General features: G+C 71.8%; 17 protein-coding genes. 7 read left to right on the top strand and 10 right to left on the bottom strand.

The features are described from left to right. Nucleotides 1-8 precede the first annotated feature (8 nt). The 4 genes from C7456_RS12730 to C7456_RS12745 form a co-directional block, all read right to left on the bottom strand. Nucleotides 9-545 (bottom strand): methylated-DNA--[protein]-cysteine S-methyltransferase, encoded by a 537-nt coding sequence (locus C7456_RS12730; protein WP_109724240.1) that lies wholly within the window; start codon nt 543-545, stop codon nt 9-11. Continuing rightward, nucleotides 542-2068 carry a DNA-3-methyladenine glycosylase 2 family protein gene (locus C7456_RS12735; RefSeq protein WP_109724152.1) on the bottom strand — a complete coding sequence of 509 codons (1527 nt, stop codon included), beginning with the start codon at nt 2066-2068 and terminating at the stop codon, nt 542-544. Before C7456_RS12735 ends, C7456_RS12730 begins: the two co-directional genes overlap by 4 nt. A gap of 259 nt (nt 2069-2327) precedes the next feature. Continuing rightward, nucleotides 2328-2771 carry a barstar family protein gene (locus C7456_RS12740; RefSeq protein ID WP_109724153.1) on the bottom strand — a complete coding sequence of 148 codons (444 nt, stop codon included), beginning with the start codon at nt 2769-2771 and terminating at the stop codon, nt 2328-2330. 72 nt (nt 2772-2843) lie between these two features. After that, nucleotides 2844-3389, bottom strand: coding sequence for a YybH family protein (locus tag C7456_RS12745; protein WP_245889859.1), 546 nt, complete (start codon nt 3387-3389; stop codon nt 2844-2846). Between the two features lie 177 nt (nt 3390-3566). Between C7456_RS12745 and hutU the strand changes: the two genes are divergently transcribed. Continuing rightward, nucleotides 3567-5237, top strand: a complete 1671-nt coding sequence (gene hutU / locus C7456_RS12750) for a urocanate hydratase (protein WP_109724154.1) — start codon at nt 3567-3569, stop codon at nt 5235-5237. Between the two features lie 230 nt (nt 5238-5467). After that, nucleotides 5468-6199 (top strand): dienelactone hydrolase family protein, encoded by a 732-nt coding sequence (locus tag C7456_RS12755; protein ID WP_109724156.1) that lies wholly within the window; start codon nt 5468-5470, stop codon nt 6197-6199. Nucleotides 6200-6386: 187 nt separating this feature from the next. Here the strand turns inward: C7456_RS12755 and C7456_RS12760 are convergent, their stop codons facing one another. Together C7456_RS12760 and C7456_RS12765 are read right to left on the bottom strand one after the other, a co-directional pair. Beyond that, nucleotides 6387-6866, bottom strand: coding sequence for a VOC family protein (locus C7456_RS12760; protein ID WP_109724157.1), 480 nt, complete (start codon nt 6864-6866; stop codon nt 6387-6389). Between the two features lie 208 nt (nt 6867-7074). Continuing rightward, nucleotides 7075-9255, bottom strand: a complete 2181-nt coding sequence (locus C7456_RS12765; protein ID WP_109724159.1) for a TonB-dependent siderophore receptor — start codon at nt 9253-9255, stop codon at nt 7075-7077. 607 nt (nt 9256-9862) lie between these two features. On the opposite strand from C7456_RS12765, the gene C7456_RS12770 reads away from it, so the two are divergent. Further along, nucleotides 9863-10249 carry a carboxypeptidase-like regulatory domain-containing protein gene (locus C7456_RS12770; protein ID WP_109724160.1) on the top strand — a complete coding sequence of 129 codons (387 nt, stop codon included), beginning with the start codon at nt 9863-9865 and terminating at the stop codon, nt 10247-10249. Nucleotides 10250-10522: 273 nt separating this feature from the next. Next, entirely contained in the window at nt 10523-10900 is a 378-nt protein-coding gene (locus C7456_RS12775) for a carboxypeptidase-like regulatory domain-containing protein (RefSeq protein WP_245889860.1), read from the top strand. Between the two features lie 125 nt (nt 10901-11025). On the opposite strand, the gene C7456_RS12780 is transcribed toward C7456_RS12775, so the two are convergent. Beyond that, complete coding sequence (locus C7456_RS12780; RefSeq protein ID WP_245889861.1) at nt 11026-12336, bottom strand: hypothetical protein; 1311 nt, start codon at nt 12334-12336, stop codon at nt 11026-11028. Between the two features lie 268 nt (nt 12337-12604). Between C7456_RS12780 and C7456_RS17215 the strand changes: the two genes are divergently transcribed. Next, nucleotides 12605-12751 (top strand): hypothetical protein, encoded by a 147-nt coding sequence (locus C7456_RS17215; RefSeq protein ID WP_170120219.1) that lies wholly within the window; start codon nt 12605-12607, stop codon nt 12749-12751. A gap of 61 nt (nt 12752-12812) precedes the next feature. Here C7456_RS17215 and msrA read toward each other — a convergent pair whose 3' ends face one another. The 3 genes from msrA to C7456_RS12795 form a co-directional block, all read right to left on the bottom strand. Beyond that, entirely contained in the window at nt 12813-13328 is a 516-nt protein-coding gene (gene msrA / locus C7456_RS12785; RefSeq protein WP_109724163.1) for a peptide-methionine (S)-S-oxide reductase MsrA, read from the bottom strand. Next, nucleotides 13325-13789 (bottom strand): peptide-methionine (R)-S-oxide reductase MsrB, encoded by a 465-nt coding sequence (gene msrB / locus C7456_RS12790; RefSeq protein WP_109724165.1) that lies wholly within the window; start codon nt 13787-13789, stop codon nt 13325-13327. The genes msrA and msrB overlap by 4 nt, the downstream gene beginning before the upstream one ends. A 124-nt stretch (nt 13790-13913) precedes the next feature. After that, nucleotides 13914-14342, bottom strand: coding sequence for a pyrimidine dimer DNA glycosylase/endonuclease V (locus C7456_RS12795; protein ID WP_109724166.1), 429 nt, complete (start codon nt 14340-14342; stop codon nt 13914-13916). A 173-nt stretch (nt 14343-14515) separates the two neighbouring features. On the opposite strand from C7456_RS12795, the gene C7456_RS12800 reads away from it, so the two are divergent. Continuing rightward, nucleotides 14516-15493, top strand: a complete 978-nt coding sequence (locus C7456_RS12800) for an aldo/keto reductase (RefSeq protein ID WP_109724245.1) — start codon at nt 14516-14518, stop codon at nt 15491-15493. A gap of 10 nt (nt 15494-15503) precedes the next feature. After that, nucleotides 15504-15959 (top strand): GNAT family N-acetyltransferase, encoded by a 456-nt coding sequence (locus C7456_RS12805; protein ID WP_109724168.1) that lies wholly within the window; start codon nt 15504-15506, stop codon nt 15957-15959. The last annotated feature ends 91 nt before the right edge of the window (nt 15960-16050 follow it).

The raw sequence follows: 16050 nt of genomic DNA on the forward strand, positions 1-16050 counted from the left end.
CGCCGCGTTCAGCGCCGCGTGCCGCCGCCGGCCGCCGGCAGGCCGAACAGGTCGCCGCGCGCCACGCGGTCTTCCAGCGCGAGCAGGAAGCGCTTGGTCGGCAGGCCGCCGCCGAAGCCGGTGAGGCTGCCGTCGCTGCCGATCACGCGGTGGCAGGGCAGCACGATCGGCAGCGGGTTGCGCCCGTTCGCCGCGCCCACCGCGCGCACCGCCTGCGGCTGGCCGATGCGCCGCGCCAGCTCGGCGTAGCTGACGGTGGCGCCGTAGGGAATGCGCGCCAGTTCCGCCCACACCGCAAGCTGGAACGGTGTGCCGACGGGATGCAGCGGCAGCTCGAACGCCTGCCGCGTGCCGGCGAAGTATTCCTCCAGCTGCGTCCGCGCGAAGGCCAGCGCCGCGCGCGAGCGCACCCACGACGGCGCCGGCGCGCGCCGGTGCCGCCCGTTCTCGAACCACACCTCGCGCAGGCCCTGCGCGTCGGCGACCAGCAGCAGCCGGCCGATCGGCGTGGGCAGTTCGTCGTAGTGGATCGTCTCGTCCGTCATCGTGCGCTCCGCTTCGTGCCGCGTTTCGCCGCGGTCGTGCCGGCCGGCTTCGGCGCCGCGGTCGTGCTGCGCCACAGGTGCATCACCGCGTAGGCGCGCCACGGCCGCCAGTCCTCGGCCAGCGCGAGCAGCGCGCGGGTGCTCAGCTCGCCGCCGTCGCCCGCGGCGGCGCGGCGCAGGATCAGGTCGGCGGCGGGGAAGGCGTCCGGGTGGCTGAGCGCGCGCATCGCCATGTAGTGCGCGGTCCACTCGCCGATGCCCGGCAGCGCCACCCAGCGCGCCACGAACTCGTCCAGCGGCTGCTCGGCGCGGAAGTCGATGCGCCCGTCCAGCAGCGCCCGCGCGATGCCGCGGATGGTGTCGGCGCGCGCGCCGGTCACGCCGACCTCGCGCAGGTCCGCCTCGGCCAGCCGCTCGGGCAAGGGGAACAGCCGTTCCAGGCCCGGCGGCGCGGGCGCGGCCAGCGGCTCGCCGTAGCGGGCGACCACGCGCGAGGCCAGCGTGCGCGCCGCGGCCACGCTCACCTGCTGGCCGAGCACCGCGCGCACGGCGATCTCGAAGCCGTCCCAGCCGCCCGGCAGGCGCTGGCCGGGGTGGCGGCGCAGCAGCGGTTTCAGCCGCGGCGCGCGCGCCAGCGTGGCGGCGATCGCCTGCGGGTCGGCGTCCAGGTCGAACATGCGGCGCAGGCGGTGCACCAGCGGCAGGATCTGCGCGGGCGGCGCGCCGTGCAGTTCCAGCCGCAGCGCCGGCGCGCCGTCCGGCCACGCGCCCAGGCGCAGCCAGCCCGGCGCGCCGGCCGGGCCGAACACGCGCGCGTAGCTCGCCTCGTCCACGCATTCCACGCCCGGCAGCGCGCGGTTGCGCAGGAAGGCGAGCAGGGAGGGGAAGTCGTATGGCGGCCGGTAGGCCAGGCGCAGCACCAGCGGCGCGCCCTCGGGCGCGCGCGGCTGCCGGCGCAGCTCGCGCGGCGGCATGCGGTTGGCCTGCGCGAACGCGGCGTTGAAGCGGCGCAGGCTGCCGAAGCCCGCGGCCAGCGCCACCTCGGTCACCGGCAGCGCGGTCTCGGCGAGCAGCTGGCGCGCGAACAGCAGGCGCCGCGTGGTGTGCACCGCGATCGGCGGCGCGCCCACGTGCTCCACGAACAGGCGGCGCAGGTGGCGCGCGCCCACGTCCAGCCGCGTGGCGAGCCCTTCCAGCGAGCCTTCGGCCAGCGCGCCCGCGTCGATCAGCTGCAGCGCGCGCGCCACCACGTGCCCGCCGCGCTGCCAGGCCGCGTTGCCGGGCGCAAGCTCCGGCCGGCAGCGCAGGCAGGGGCGGAAGCCGGCCGCCTCCGCCGCCGCGGCGCTGGCGTAGTAGCGCACGTTGGCGGCCTTGGGCGAGGGCGCCGGGCACACCGGGCGGCAGTAGATGCGCGTGCTGGTGACCGCGGTGAAGAACAGCCCGTCGAAGCGCGCGTCGCGGCTCAGGCGGGCCTGTTCGCACACGCGCGGGTCGGGCGGGGAGAGGAGGCTGGGCGGGGACATGCGTGCAGGCTAGCACCAGCGGCATGGGCCGACTCGCCGTTTTCGGACATCGATGCCGCGGTGTGGGGAAGGGATGCGTCTCCTCCTTCCCGAGGACGTCGCCATCGGGAGCTTCGCGCCGCGCTATCGACGCCGTTCGCCAGGAAGACAGGGCCACCGTTCGGGCATCGCTCGCGGAAGCATCGCGCCGTGTCGGGCTTCCCGGGTCAAGCCGGGACGGGCCGGCGGGATGCGGGGACGGTGCGCCCGGCCCGCTTCCTCAGGCGTCGATCGCGGCGTCCAGCGTCTCGCCGTCGGGAAACTCCATGAACACGAAGAACGGCACGCCGCGCGCATGCCATTCCCTGGTCGTCGCGTCCAGCAGCCTGCGCAGCGTGGCGTAGGTTTCGCGCGAGCCGTCGCGCAGGTCGTTCGCGCGGTCCAGCAGCAGCACGTAGCCCGGCGCCGGCAGCCAGGCCAGGTCGCGCAGGCTGTCGGCCAGCGCGTCCCAGTTGCCGCCGAAGTGCGCGGGCAGCTCGAAGGCCCGCGCCAGGCGCCGCAGCAGGTCGGCCTTGTCGCGGCAGCCGGCAAGGTCCACGCGCAGCAGGCGCAGGCCGGCGCGCGCGGCGTCGGCGACCAGCGTGGGCGGATCGTCCGGCACGATGCGGTAGACGCCGTCGCGGCCGGCGTCGCGCAGGTCGATCCCCAGCACCTTGCTCGTCATCGCGTCACCTCGCAGCGGGGCGGTCGCCGCGCATGATGCGCCCGCGGGGCGTGGAACCCAAGTGGAGGCGCGTCAGCGGCGCAGCGCCAGCGCGGCCAGCTCCGGCGCGCAGTCCGCGCGGCGGCCGGCCTCGAAGTCCGCCACTTCCTGCGCGCTGGCCGGATGGCCGTCGGAGCCGCCGTCGAACATCACCCGCCACGCGCCGTCCGCGCCACGGTGCCAGACCGTGCTGAACGAGAGCAGCAGGTAGCGCGGGCGGGCGCCGGGCGTGAGGTCCTCCACCAGCGCGGGCCCGCTGGACAGCGCCGTGGCCGGGTCGCCGGCCAGCACCACCCAGGCCGGATACCAGCGCAGCCGCACCGCCTTGCCGGCGATGATCGGCGCCCAGCGGCGCAGGATCGCCGCACGCCCGCGCAGGGGATGCGCGGTGTTGGCATCGAACACCGCGTCGGCGTCCACGTGCTCGGCGAAGGCCGCGGCGTCGTGCCGCTCCACCGTGCGGGCGAACGACAGCTCGCGCTGCCACACCTCGCAACGCGCGCTGACGGTTGCGCCGGGGCGAGCCTGCGCGGCGAGGGCCGCCAGCGCGAGCAGGGCGGCGAGCAGGGGCTTTCCCATCGATCGGCGGAGGGCTGGCATGCCCGCAGCATCGCCGGGCCCGCGGCATGTTGCCAGTGCCGCATGGCTCGGCCGAATGGCCGAGTGCCGGAGGCCGCGCGCTTTGCCGCAGTGCGATTTGCCGGCGCGGGGGCGCCTCGCCACAATCGGCTTTTCCCTGCACGCCGGGCCCTCGCCATGAACGCACCCACCCGCATCGACACCACCCGCACCATCCGCGCGCCGCGCGGCACGCAACTCAGCTGCAAGAGCTGGCTCACCGAGGCGCCGTTCCGCATGATCCAGAACAACCTCGACCCCGAGGTGGCGGAGAACCCGGCCGAGCTGGTGGTGTACGGCGGCATCGGCCGCGCCGCGCGCAACTGGGAATGCTTCGACGCCATCCTGCGCGCGCTGCGCGAGCTCAACGACGACGAGACCCTGCTGGTGCAGTCCGGCAAGCCGGTGGGCGTGTTCCCCACCCACCCGGACGCGCCGCGCGTGCTGATCGCCAACTCCAACCTGGTGCCGGCCTGGGCCAACTGGGAGCACTTCGACGAGCTGGACCGCAAGGGCCTGATGATGTACGGCCAGATGACCGCCGGCTCGTGGATCTACATCGGCTCGCAGGGCATCGTGCAGGGTACCTACGAGACCTTCGTGGAGATGGGCCGCCAGCACTACGGCGGCAATCTCAGGGGCAGGTGGATACTCACCGCGGGCCTGGGCGGCATGGGCGGCGCGCAGCCGCTGGCGGCGAGCCTTGCTGGCGCGTGCAGCCTCAACGTCGAATGCCAGCAGAGCCGCATCGACTTCCGCCTCAAGACCCGCTACGTGGACGAGCAGGCCACCGACCTGGACGACGCGCTGGCGCGCATCGCCAGGTACACCGCGGCCGGCGAGGCCAGGTCCATCGCGCTGCTCGGCAATGCCGCCGACGTGCTGCCGGAGCTGGTCAGGCGCGGCGTGCGTCCGGATGCCGTCACCGACCAGACCAGCGCGCACGACCCGGTGAACGGCTACCTGCCGCAGGGCTGGACGGCGGAGCAATGGTTCGAGCGCCGCAAGAGCGACCCGGCGGGCACCGCCAGGGCCGCCAAGCAGTCCATGCGCCGGCACGTGGAAGCCATGCTCGCCTTCCACGCCCAGGGCATCCCCACCTTCGACTACGGCAACAACATCCGCCAGATGGCCAAGGACGAGGGCTGCACCAACGCCTTCGACTTCCCCGGCTTCGTGCCCGCCTTCGTGCGCCCGCTGTTCTGCCGTGGCGTGGGGCCGTTCCGCTGGGTGGCGCTGTCCGGCGACCCGGAGGACATCCTCAAGACCGACGCCAAGGTGAAGGAGCTGATCCCCGACGATCCGCACCTGCACCACTGGCTGGACATGGCCGAGCGGCGCATCAGCTTCCAGGGCCTGCCCGCGCGCATCTGCTGGGTGGGCCTGGGCCAGCGCCACAAGCTGGGCCTGGCCTTCAACGAGATGGTGCGCAAGGGCGAGCTGAAGGCACCGGTGGTGATCGGCCGCGACCATCTCGACTCCGGCTCCGTCGCCAGCCCCAACCGCGAGACCGAGGCGATGAAGGACGGCAGCGACGCCGTGTCCGACTGGCCGCTGCTCAACGCCATGCTCAACGTGGCCGGCGGCGCGACGTGGGTGTCACTGCACCACGGCGGCGGCGTCGGCATGGGCTACAGCCAGCATGCCGGCGTGGTGATCGTGTGCGACGGCAGCGAGGCGGCGGACAGGCGGATTGCGCGGGTACTTTGGAACGACCCGGGCACGGGGGTGATGCGGCATGCGGATGCCGGTTACGACATCGCCATTGAGTGCGCACGCGAGCAGGGGTTGAAGTTGCCCATGGTGTAGAAGCCAAGGAAGAAGTCCGGTTCGGAAAGTTGCCCGATGGCTTGCGTGAGCGAGCGGACCCTTGCCGCTCGTCACAAGCACAGGGATCCGTCCGGCGGAAGCCAGGTAGCGGCATGCCCTGCGTCGGTCCCGGCGTATGATCGCAGCCGATCGCCTGATTCCCCGCGAATCGAGCGAGGCCCACTTCATCTGACTGGCGCGCGGCGACGGCGGACGGAAGGAAACGACGGATGGACGTTATCGAAACCACCTTCGAGTACGCGGTTGGCGCGCAGCGCTACGTCGGCCTGCTGCTCAGGGCCCCAGGCGCGATTCCAAAGGCCGCCGTGGCGCTGCTGCCGGACTGGCGGGGGCAAAGCCCGCTTGCGCGCGATCACGCCGGCCATCTTGTCACGCTTGGCTGCACCGTGGCGATTGCCGACCTTTATGGCGACGGCTTCAGCCCGGATAGCCCGGACCAGGTCGGGCCCATGGTGCAGCGGTTGATCGCGCATAGGGAGCTTGGCGTGAAAGGGCTGGCCGCCTGCGTAGAGCGATTGCGGCGGGAAGTGCCTGCGGGAACGCCCGTCTTGTGCCTGGGTTACAGTGCGGGCGGGATGGTCGCGTTGGATTACGGGCGCAGCAACGGCGATGTCGCCGGGATCATTCTGTGTTCCGCGTTGCTGAAGACGGCGGCCGAAGGGATGGATACCCGCATTCGGGTGCCGGTGCTTGTGTTGCAGGGTACGCAGGATCAGGTTTCCCCGATGGCGATGATCGCCGCGGTCATCGAGGAGATGGATGCGGCTGGCAACGACGTGCGTTTCGAACTCTATGGTCAAACGCATCATGCGTTCGACAACCCGGAGGCTGGAACGGACCCCCATGCCCGTCTCGTCTACTCGCCCCTTTCGGCGCGGCGGGCGCGGCAGGCGATCGCGGCGTTTCTGGACGAGGTGACCGAACGCTCCCGCGGACATTGACCGCGTGCCGCGTGGTGACTCCAGGTGCCGTAGGACCTGGGGATGCCGGGGTCCTGGCACTGACATGGCGCACATCCGGTCCGCCTTCCGATGTCGTCGGCTGATCGGGCGGTTGAAGCCTGTAGGCAGGGAGCGGGGCGGGTCCTCCTTTCCGACCGATCCTGCTCCCTGTCCGCAGCGACCGACTTCAGCCGCGTCGGGCCGCCTCGATCGCAGCGATGTCGATCTTGGTCATCCCCATCATCGCCTCGAACGCCCGCTTGGCCACCGCGGGATCGGGATCGGTGACTGCCGCCATCAGGGCGCGCGGGGTGATCTGCCACGACAGGCCCCACTTGTCCTTGCACCAGCCGCAGGCGCTGGCCTGGCCGCCGTTGTCGATGATGGCGCTCCACAGGCGGTCGGTCTCGGCCTGGTCGTCGGTGGCCACCTGGAACGAGAAGGCCTCGTTGTGCTGGATCCCGGGCCCGCCGTTCAGGCCCAGGCACGGGATGCCCATGACCGTGAACTCGACCATCAGCACGTCGCCCTGCTTGCCCGCGGGATAGTCGCCCGGCGCGCGGTGGACGGCGCCCACGGCGCTGTCCGGGAAGGTCTCGGCGTAGAAGTTCGCGGCTTCCAGGGCGGCGCCGTCGTACCAGAGGCAGATCGTGTTCTTGCTGGTCATGGGTTTCTCCTGGTTAAGGGGCGAGGATATCCCTCATTCCCCACGACGAAGGAGGCATGCGCAGATCGACACGATGCGCCGACGCGGGAGCGGAAGCCATCGACCCGACCAGCCCCACGCCGCCCCTCGCCTTTCTCGCGGCGGTTGCGTGTCGCCCACCCTGGCCACGACGCGGGCGATGCGGCGCGCCCAGCGGCCCGTCCGGCGCTCAGAAGAACCTGTAGCTGAAGCTCACCATGAAGTTCATCGGCGGCGCGTTGTAGAAATTGCTGTAGTCGTCGAGCACGAAGTACTTCCTGTTGAGCAGGTTGTCGCCGTTCACCTGCAGCGAGGCGTGGTCGTTGAACGCATAGCGTGCCATCGCGCCGAGCAGCAGGACGGACGACTGGCGCACGTACTGCGTGCCGCTGGGGCCGTCCACGGGGGCCTTGCTGGCGTCCTGCCAGTTGAAGCCGCCGCCGACGGTGAGCCGGCTCCAGCCGCCGGGCAGCTGGTAGGTGGTGAACGCGCGCACCAGCACGCGCGGCAGCGCGGTGTGGATGGCGCCTTCGCCCGGTGCCTTGATGTTGAAGTGCGACCAGCCGATCGTGCCGTTCCAGTGGTCGGTGAACCTGCCCGAGGCCTCCAGCTCGTAGCCGCGCGAGCGGGTGCCGTCGAACGAGGTGTAGGCCTGCGTGATGCCGTCGGGCAGGTACACGCCGGGCAGCGCCTCGGCCACGTTGCTCATGCGCGTGTCGAAGAAGGTCAGCGAGGTGTTCAGCGCGCCGTCGAAATGCCGTCCCTTGATGCCGATCTCGCGGCTGCTGCCGATCATCGGTTCGAGATAGCCGCCGTCCGCGTAGCGGCTCGTCTGGGGATCGAAGATCTTGGTGTAGCTGGCGAACGCCGAGTACGCCGGCGTGATGTCGTAGATCACGCCGGCGTACGGCAGCGTCTTGGACTGCGACTCGTGGTAGATGCCGGCGAAGGCGTCGTCGGTGTCGTTCTTCCAGCGGCTGTAGCGCGCGCCGACGACCAGCTTCAGCGGATCGGCCAGCGACAGGCGCGCGGCGGCGTACAGGCCCTGCTGCCGGATGCGCGCGTCGGAGACGAACTCCGGCCGCGGGGCGAAGTCCGGATACGGGTAGCGTCCCGTCCACTGCAGGAAGTTGCCCGGGTCGGGCAGGGCACCGTTGGGGTAGTCGAAATAGTCGTTGGAATAGTCCGATCCGTTGAAGCCGATGACCAGTTCCTGCTCGCGCCCGAACGCCTGGAAGGGGCCGGTCGCGTACAGGTCCACCATGTTCTGGCGGCCGCGCTGGAAGCTCTTGTAGGCGTAGGGCGTGACGCCTTCGCCGGTCTCGCGGCTGGGGAAGCCGTAGACGTAGAACAGCGCCGAATCCGCGTCGGTCTTGCGATGGCCGGCTTCCGCGTGCAGCTGCCAGCCGTTGTCGAAGTCGTGCCTGAGCTGGACGAAGGCGGTCTGCGTGGTGTTGTTCCAGTAGGTCCAGTCGGCGGCGCTGCTGAAGCTGCGCGGCCAGCGGATCAGCGTGCCGTCGTCGTAGAAGTCCGGGAACGAGCCCCAGGTGACGCCGGTCGGCTTGGTCTTCTGGTAGTCGTAGCCCGCGCCGAGCACGGTGTTCCGGCCGAGGTCGGCGTCGACCACGGCGTAGAGCACGTTCTTCCAGTTGTGGTAGCGGTCGAGGTAGGAGTCGCCGTCCTCGTGCGTGGCGACCAGCCGGGCGCGCACGCTGCCCGAGGCATTCAGCGGCGTGGTGCCGTCGGCGCTGATGCGCCGGGTGTTCCACGAGCCGTAGTCGAGCGCGACGTCCGCCTGCGGCGTGGTGCCGTCGGCGTGCTTGCGCACGAAGTTGACCATCGCCGACGGGCTGCCCGCGCCGCTGAGCAGGCCGGTGGCGCCGCGGATCACCTCGATGCGCTCGTAGATCGACGTGTCCAGCGAACCGTCGGCGGACTGCGCGTTGAGGCTGGAGGCCACCGGCACGCCGTCGTAGGCCATGTTCTCGATCATGAAGCCGCGCGACCAGAAGATCACGCGCTCGGTGTCGTAGGCGGTGGAGGACACGCCGGTGGTGTTGTCCAGCACGGCGCGCACGTCGGTGAGGTCCTGGTCGGCCATGCGCTGCGCGGTGATCACGCTGATCGACTGGGGCGTGTCCCGCAGGGTCAGCGGCAGGCGCGTGGCGGCGGAACTCTGGTCCACGGTGTAGGCCGGCGCCTGCTGGCCCCTGACGTTGACCGCGTCGAGCGTGGTGGCCTTCTTCCTCGCGTGGTCGTCGCCGCTGCCGTCGGCCGTCGCCGACTGCGCATGGACGGCCAGCGGCAGGGTTGCCGCCAGGGCGAGGCACAACAGGCGGGCGCGTGGCCAGGTGCGGCAACGGTGGTGCATGGTCGAGACCCCTTGGTGACGGGACACGGGAACAGGGACTTGACCCTGCCAACTGTCGCGGGCGGACGCGCTCGGGGCGCCGCCACATATGCGAATGATAACGAGTTTCATTAAATTGCCGCAAGGCAGCATACGTCGCACCTGCGACGTCCCATGCGGTGCCGCGGCCCGCTTGCATGGCAGCGGTGGAAAGGAGGAGGTTCGAATCGCCGAGCTCGGCGCCGCTGGTAAAGGCAGTGCCCTGGCCGTCCCCGTCGATCTGCGGGTCCGCGTCCATCGCCCACGTGCGGGATCAGGCTTCCGTGAGAGGTGGGCATGCGAGCAACGCGGCTCGCGCATCACTCGATTGCTTTTCCTGGCTCCATGCCTTTCGCCACGGTCATGACCTTTGGCCCTTCGATGGCCCAATGCGTGGTGGATAGGCTGCGCGCGGCCAACCGGCGGATTGACGCATTCCCGCCGGGTGAGCACGGACGGTGGACGTCGCTGGTGCCTGGCCATATGCCTGGCGCCGGACGGAGCCGTCCGGCACTTCTCCATGAGCGGAACGCCAAACCCCTGGCCGGCTCATGGCTTCTGCATCCCCCACAAACTGGACACAGTTCCCATGAACAGAATCTTCTCCATCCGTTCGTCCTCGCGCCGCCAGGGCCGGAGCCTGGCGCTCGCAGCCATCGTCGGCGCATGCGCGCTGGCGGGAGCCGCCACGGTCGACGCGCAGGCCACCTCGGGCACCGTGTTCGGCAAGGCGCCGGCGGGCTACACCGTGACCGTCCACAACACCACGTCTGGCTTCGAGCACCAGGTGTCCGTCGACGCCAAGGGCCGCTACACCGTCAAGGCGCTGCCGGTGGGCGTCTATGACGTGACGCTGGAACAGAACGGCCGGCCCGTCGTCAGGCATCCGAACGTGCCGGTGGTGGTGGGGCGCGGCATCAAGGTGGACTTCGACTGCGCGCCGGGCCAGTGCGGGGAAGTCGCGGACAAGCAGTAGCGGCTTGAGGCCGTAAGGCCGATCGCGGCGGGGCCACTGGCCAGGCTTGGCCAGTGGCCTTGAGCCGGCGCACGGATTTTTGTGCCGGCGACGCCCAATGGGCATGCACCACGCCTGCATGGGACGGACGCGGGCGAGTGGTCCGCCCCACGCTTGTTTCAAAGTTGTGGCGATACCCGCCTTGTTTGCCTATCCTCCCGAAGCCGCGCGCCGTCGCGCGGCGTCCCGGCGCTTCCATGGAGGCGCCGCACATCACGGGAACGGAGGGGGTTCATGAAAGGAGCGAAGCAGCCAGGGCATGTCCGGCGCATGCCTCGGGGAAGCTGGATTCTGGCGATAGCGGCGGTTGCCGCCCTGGGCGCGCAGGGGGCAAGCGCGCAGTCCACCAGCGGTTCGATCTTCGGCCAGGCGCCGGTGGGCGGTACGGTGACGGTCAAGAGCAATGCGGGCGGCAGCCGTCATGCCGAGGTGAAGGACAGCGGGCGTTACCGCATCGACGGGCTGCGCCTGGGCATGTACACGGTGACGCTGCAGAAGGACGGCAAGGACGTGGACACGCGCTCGAACGTCCCCCTGAAGGTGGGCGGTGCCGTCGAGATCGACTTCGCCTGCCCGAACGACCAGTGCGCGAAGCCGGAAGGCAGCGGCTGAACGCCACGGACGAAGCGCCGCTGCCGGATGCCTTGTCCGGCAGCGGCGCCTTGCCAGCGGTGGAGTGGCAGGGAGGGCATCGCCGGGCCTGCTGCCTGTAGGCTTCCGCCGCGGCGCGAAGGCCATCATTCGCCGGCCTCGCGCCGGATCGTCCAGTCGCCCTTGCGCTCGCCCGGCGCCAGTCGCCAGCCCGGCGCCAGTTGCAGGGTCCAGCCCTCGCCATGCAGCGTGCCGCCGCGTGCCTCGCCGGCCGGGGCCGCCACCGTCAGCCGCGTCCAGTCGCCGGCCAGCAGCGCGCCGCCGTCCACGTCGATCAGGCCCCAGTCGTCGCTGACGTGGATGGTCGGGTAGACGGTGCCGGCGTCGCCCAGCGGCACCAGGCTGGTCGGGTTGAACTGCACCTTCATGTGCTTTAGCGGCAGGTGCAGCACCGGGCCGGCGACGAGCCGGGCGGCATAGGCGGCGACCCGGCGCGCGCGCGCGGCGGCGCGCTCGCGTTCGCTCGCCAGCAGCGCTGCGCCGCCGTAGCGTGCGGCGCGCGCATCGATCGGCGCGGCGGCCATGTCGATGCGCAGCGCGGCGGCCAGCAGCGCGGCCGGCGCGCCGGCCCGTTGCGCGATGGTGCGGCGCCAGCCGGGCGCGTAGCGGTCCAGCAGCAGGCCGTAGGCGGGGCCGGTGGCGTAGGCGAAGGAGCGCACGAAGCTCGCATCGCCCGCATGCAGCGCGAGGTCCTTGCGCGCCATCGCCAGCCGCTCGGCCGGCGTGTCGTTGCCCACCATCACGCCGGTGTATTCGGCCAGTCCCTCGCTGCGCTCGAGCGCGGACTCGTTGCGTTCGGCGGCGGGGAAGCGCGCGTAGCGCGCGGCGCGGAACGCCAGCGCGTCGGCGACGGCGGCGCGGCGTTCCGGCTCGTCCGCGGCCGCGAGCGCGCGGTCCAGCGCGCGCCACTCCAGCTGCAGCGCGTAGCGGCCTTCCAGCGTGTCCAGGTGCGCGTTGTCGCCATCGCCCGCGGGCAGGCCGAGGCCGTCCTGGATGCGGTGGAAGGATTCGTGCGCCATCAGCGTGCGCCGCATGGGCGCATCGTCCGGCAGCGGCCAGAGCATCTCGCTCCAGCGCACGCCGGCCCAGTCGAGCGCGGTGTTGGCGAGGTTCTGCTCCGGCGGCAGGCGGCCGACGAACACGCCGTCCTGCGCGCGCAGGCGGCCTTGCGCGTCGGCCTGGCTGGCGATCACCTGCCGGGTGGCCGGCGCCACCAGCAGCATCGGCCCGCACAGCGAGCGGTCCCACAGGCGGCCATGGTCGGCCTGGCACTGGCGGCGGGCTTCGTCGAAGTAGGCGCGGGCGGCCGCCGGCGCGAGGCCGGGCGACGCTGCGCCGGATGCGGCGGGCGCGAGCACGAGCAGCGTCAGCCAGGGCCAGGCGGGGCGCAGCGGCATGGTCATCTCCGGCAAGCGGACGAGCGGCGGATGCGGCCGAGTCTATCGGCGCCGGTCGCCTTGGCCAGTGGCGGAAGGGGGAGGCGCCGTGCCTGTCCGTTCCGCCGCGGGTCCGGACAGTGCACGGGTGTCCGCGGACGCGGAGGCGCGTCGTGCGCGCCCGCTCCGGATGGCGCAGTGGCGCGCTTTCCGGCGGCCGGGGACGGATGGCACGAAGCGTGCGAGAGGGGATGCGTCGCTTCCTTTCCCTGTCCCGAGGAGAACCGCCATGAAGTTCGAGACCGTGATGCTGCACAGCCTGTTCGCCGCCTGCCTGCTGGCCTGCGCGCTGGCGCTGGGTTCCATGATCCGCGCGCAGCCGTCGGGCGCGCCCGTGGCTGGCGCGCCGGCCGGTGTCGTCGCATCGCGCGCGTAAGGCCGGCACGCGGCGTTGCCCGCGCCCCATGGAACGGGGAGCGGGCGGCCTCCGGCTCCGCTCAGTGCGCCTCGCTCCGCCGCGGCAGCTTCCAGCCCGGCCGCACGAAGTGGCAGGTGTAGCCGTCCGGGTAGCGCTGCAGGTAGTCCTGGTGCTCCGGCTCGGCTTCCCAGAAGTCGCCGGCGGGCGCCAGCTCGGTGACCACCTTGCCGGGCCACAGGCCGGAGGCGTCGACGTCGGCGATGGTGTCCTCGGCGATGCGCTTCTGTTCCTCGCTGGTGTAGAAGACCGCCGAGCGGTAGCTGCGGCCGCGGTCGTTGCCCTGGCGGTCCGGCGTGGTGGGGTCGTGGATCTGGAAGAAGAACTCCAGCAGCTCGCGGTAGCTGATGCGCTGCGGGTCGAAGACGATTTCCACCGCCTCGGCGTGGTCGCCGTGGTTGCGGTAGGTGGCGTTGGGCGTGGCGCCGCCGCTGTAGCCCACGCGGGTGGCGAGCACGCCCGGCATGTGGCGCAGCAGCTCCTGCACGCCCCAGAAGCAGCCGCCGGCGAGGATGGCGCGTTCGGTGGCGTCGCTCACGGCGCGTCTCCCCTGCCGGCGTCGTCGAACAGCCTGCGGTAGTCGCCGTAGCCCGCGCGCTCCAGCTCGTCCAGCGGGACGAAGCGCAGCGCGGCGGAATTGATGCAGTAGCGCAGGCCGCCGGCCTCGCGCGGGCCGTCCGGGAAGACGTGGCCGAGATGGCTGTCGCCGTGGGCCGAGCGCACCTCGGTGCGGATCATGCCGTGGCTGGTGTCGCGCTGCTCCACCACGTTGGCCGGCTCCGCCGGGCGGGTGAAGCTGGGCCAGCCGCAGCCGCTGTCGAACTTGTCCAGCGAGGTGAACAGCGGCTCGCCGGAGACCACGTCCACGTACAGGCCCGGCGCCTTGTGGTCGTGGAAGGCGTTGTGGAACGGCCGCTCGGTGCCGTTCTGCTGGGTGACGCGGTATTGCTCGGGGGTGAGCCGCGCGAGCGCTTCGGGAGTCTTGCGATAGTCCGGCATGGCGGGCCTCGGCGTGGGGAAGGGAACGGGGCGACGGGGCGCGGAGACTGCGCCCATCGCGGCACGGCAGACATGGGGCTGGCGACGGGCGTTCCAAGCCGCCATGCGGGGGCGGCCGCCACCTTTAAGCCCGTTTTTCCCACGCAGCCACCGGGCCGGGCTGCAGCACGAACAGCGGATGGCTGCCGGGACGCGCGTCCCGCCACCGTTCGAACAGCGCGGGGCTGCGCGCGGCGAGCTTGCGCAGCAGGTGTTCCCACTCGTAGCCGAGCTGGCCGTCGGTGGCGGCGATGCCCGGCACGGCGCGGACGGGGCCGATCTTGCCGCGGTCGAAGGCATAGCCGCGGCGGACCGCTTCCGCGTGGACCTCGGCCAGGTAGGCGTCGATGGCGCGCCGGGGCGCGGGATGCGCGCGGAACCGCTCGAGCTGCGGATGGTGCCGGTAGCCCTTCGTCTCGCCGCGCAGCACGGCGCGCGCCAGCAGGCCCTCGCGCCACAGGGCGACCAGGCCCTGCGGGTCGAGGTGGCGGGGGTGCAGGGTCCACAGGCGCATGGGCGCGTTTCCGGAGAGACGACCGGGAGAGGTTCGACGATGGGGCGCGGCGGTTCAAGGCCCGCTGCAAGCGGCATGGCCGCAGCGGGGGTCGGCTGTCCATTGCCGCATCGCGCGTGTGCCGCGCGGCGGATTTAGACTGGCGTCTCCGTCCCCGGCCGATGAACGACCCCATGGACTACGTGAAACTCGGCAGCACCGGCCTGGACGTGTCCCGCCTGTGCCTGGGCTGCATGACCTATGGCGATCCCCGCCGCGGCAACCACGCCTGGACCCTGGACGAGGCGGCCAGCCGGCCGTTCATCCGCCGCGCGCTGGAGCTGGGCATCAATTTCTTCGACACCGCCAACGTGTACTCGGACGGCAGCTCGGAGGAGATCGTCGGCCGCGCGCTGAAGGACTTCGCCCGCCGCGACGAGATCGTGCTGGCGACCAAGGTGTTCAACCGCATGCACCCGGGGCCGAACGGCATGGGCCTGTCGCGCAAGGCGATCCTCGCCGAGATCGACCACAGCCTGCGCCGCCTGGGCACCGACTACGTGGACCTGTACCAGATCCACCGCTGGGACCCGCACACGCCGGTCGAGGAGACCATGGAGGCGCTGCACGACGTGGTGAAGGCGGGCAAGGCGCGCTACCTCGGCGCCTCCTCGATGTGGGCGTGGCAGTTCGCCAAGGCGCAGCACGTGGCGGAGCGGCATGGCTGGACCCGCTTCGTCACCATGCAGAACCACTACAACCTGCTCTACCGCGAGGAGGAGCGCGAGATGATGCCGCTGTGCCGCGACCTGGGCGTGGGCGTGATCCCGTGGAGCCCGCTGGCGCGCGGCCGCCTGACCCGCGCCTGGGACGAGAGCACCGAGCGCCTGCGCACCGACGCGTTCGGCAAGACCCTCTACGCCGTGCCGGACGCCGACCGCCGCGTGGTGGAGGCGGTCGGCGCGGTCGCCGCGGCGCGCGGCGTGCCACGGGCGCAGGTGGCGCTGGCCTGGATGCTGGGCAAGCCGTTCGTCACCGCGCCCATCGTCGGCGCGTCCAGGCCGCAGCACCTGGAGGATGCGGTGGCGGCGCTGTCGCTCGGGCTTGCCGACGAGGAGGTCGCCGAGCTGGAACGGCACTACGTGCCGCACGCGGTGGCGGGGCACGCCTGAGCGCCGCGCCATGCTGATCCGGCCCGACGACCCGACCCACCCGGCAGTGCACGCGTTGCTGCGCGAACACCTGCAGAACATGGTGTTGCACTCGCCGCCCGAAAGCATCCACGCGCTCGACGTCGACGGCCTGCGCCGCCCGGAAATCAGCTTCTGGACCGCCTGGGAAGACGGCGACCTGCTGGGGTGCGGTGCGCTGAAGCGGCTCGACTCGCGCCACGCCGAGCTCAAGTCCATGCGCACGGCCGCCGCGCACCTGCGCAAGGGCGTGGCGCGCGCCATGCTCGCGCACCTGCTCGGCGAGGCGAAGGCGCGCGGCTACCGCCGAGTGAGCCTAGAGACCGGCGCGGCCGCCGCCTTCGCGCCGGCGCACCGGCTCTACGAGAGCTTCGGCTTCGCCTGCTGCGGGCCGTTCGCCGACTACGTGGAGGACCCGTACAGCGTGTTCATGAGCCGGGAGCTTTGAGCGGCCGACGCAGGGGGGAGCGTGCCGGTCGCGCGAGGGCCACTGTCCCGGCGGCGGTTCGCTGTCGTCCGCGTCATGCCCGAGTGCTCCA

The organism is Fulvimonas soli, from assembly GCF_003148905.1.
In the GTDB taxonomy this organism is placed as follows: Bacteria; Pseudomonadota; Gammaproteobacteria; order Xanthomonadales; family Rhodanobacteraceae; genus Fulvimonas; species Fulvimonas soli.

Excerpts from the sequence above, each read along its gene's own strand:
- C7456_RS12730 (WP_109724240.1), bottom strand. The coding sequence starts at position 545 with ATGACGGACGAGACGATCCACTACGACGAACTGCCCACGCCGATCGGC.
- C7456_RS12735 (WP_109724152.1), bottom strand. The coding sequence starts at position 2,068 with ATGTCCCCGCCCAGCCTCCTCTCCCCGCCCGACCCGCGCGTGTGCGAA.
- C7456_RS12740 (WP_109724153.1), bottom strand. The coding sequence starts at position 2,771 with ATGACGAGCAAGGTGCTGGGGATCGACCTGCGCGACGCCGGCCGCGAC.
- C7456_RS12745 (WP_245889859.1), bottom strand. The coding sequence starts at position 3,389 with ATGGGAAAGCCCCTGCTCGCCGCCCTGCTCGCGCTGGCGGCCCTCGCC.
- hutU (WP_109724154.1), top strand. The coding sequence starts at position 3,567 with ATGAACGCACCCACCCGCATCGACACCACCCGCACCATCCGCGCGCCG.
- C7456_RS12755 (WP_109724156.1), top strand. The coding sequence starts at position 5,468 with ATGGACGTTATCGAAACCACCTTCGAGTACGCGGTTGGCGCGCAGCGC.
- C7456_RS12760 (WP_109724157.1), bottom strand. The coding sequence starts at position 6,866 with ATGACCAGCAAGAACACGATCTGCCTCTGGTACGACGGCGCCGCCCTG.
- C7456_RS12765 (WP_109724159.1), bottom strand. The coding sequence starts at position 9,255 with ATGCACCACCGTTGCCGCACCTGGCCACGCGCCCGCCTGTTGTGCCTC.
- C7456_RS12770 (WP_109724160.1), top strand. The coding sequence starts at position 9,863 with ATGAACAGAATCTTCTCCATCCGTTCGTCCTCGCGCCGCCAGGGCCGG.
- C7456_RS12775 (WP_245889860.1), top strand. The coding sequence starts at position 10,523 with ATGAAAGGAGCGAAGCAGCCAGGGCATGTCCGGCGCATGCCTCGGGGA.
- C7456_RS12780 (WP_245889861.1), bottom strand. The coding sequence starts at position 12,336 with ATGCCGCTGCGCCCCGCCTGGCCCTGGCTGACGCTGCTCGTGCTCGCG.
- C7456_RS17215 (WP_170120219.1), top strand. The coding sequence starts at position 12,605 with ATGAAGTTCGAGACCGTGATGCTGCACAGCCTGTTCGCCGCCTGCCTG.
- msrB (WP_109724165.1), bottom strand. The coding sequence starts at position 13,789 with ATGCCGGACTATCGCAAGACTCCCGAAGCGCTCGCGCGGCTCACCCCC.
- C7456_RS12795 (WP_109724166.1), bottom strand. The coding sequence starts at position 14,342 with ATGCGCCTGTGGACCCTGCACCCCCGCCACCTCGACCCGCAGGGCCTG.
- C7456_RS12800 (WP_109724245.1), top strand. The coding sequence starts at position 14,516 with ATGGACTACGTGAAACTCGGCAGCACCGGCCTGGACGTGTCCCGCCTG.
- C7456_RS12805 (WP_109724168.1), top strand. The coding sequence starts at position 15,504 with ATGCTGATCCGGCCCGACGACCCGACCCACCCGGCAGTGCACGCGTTG.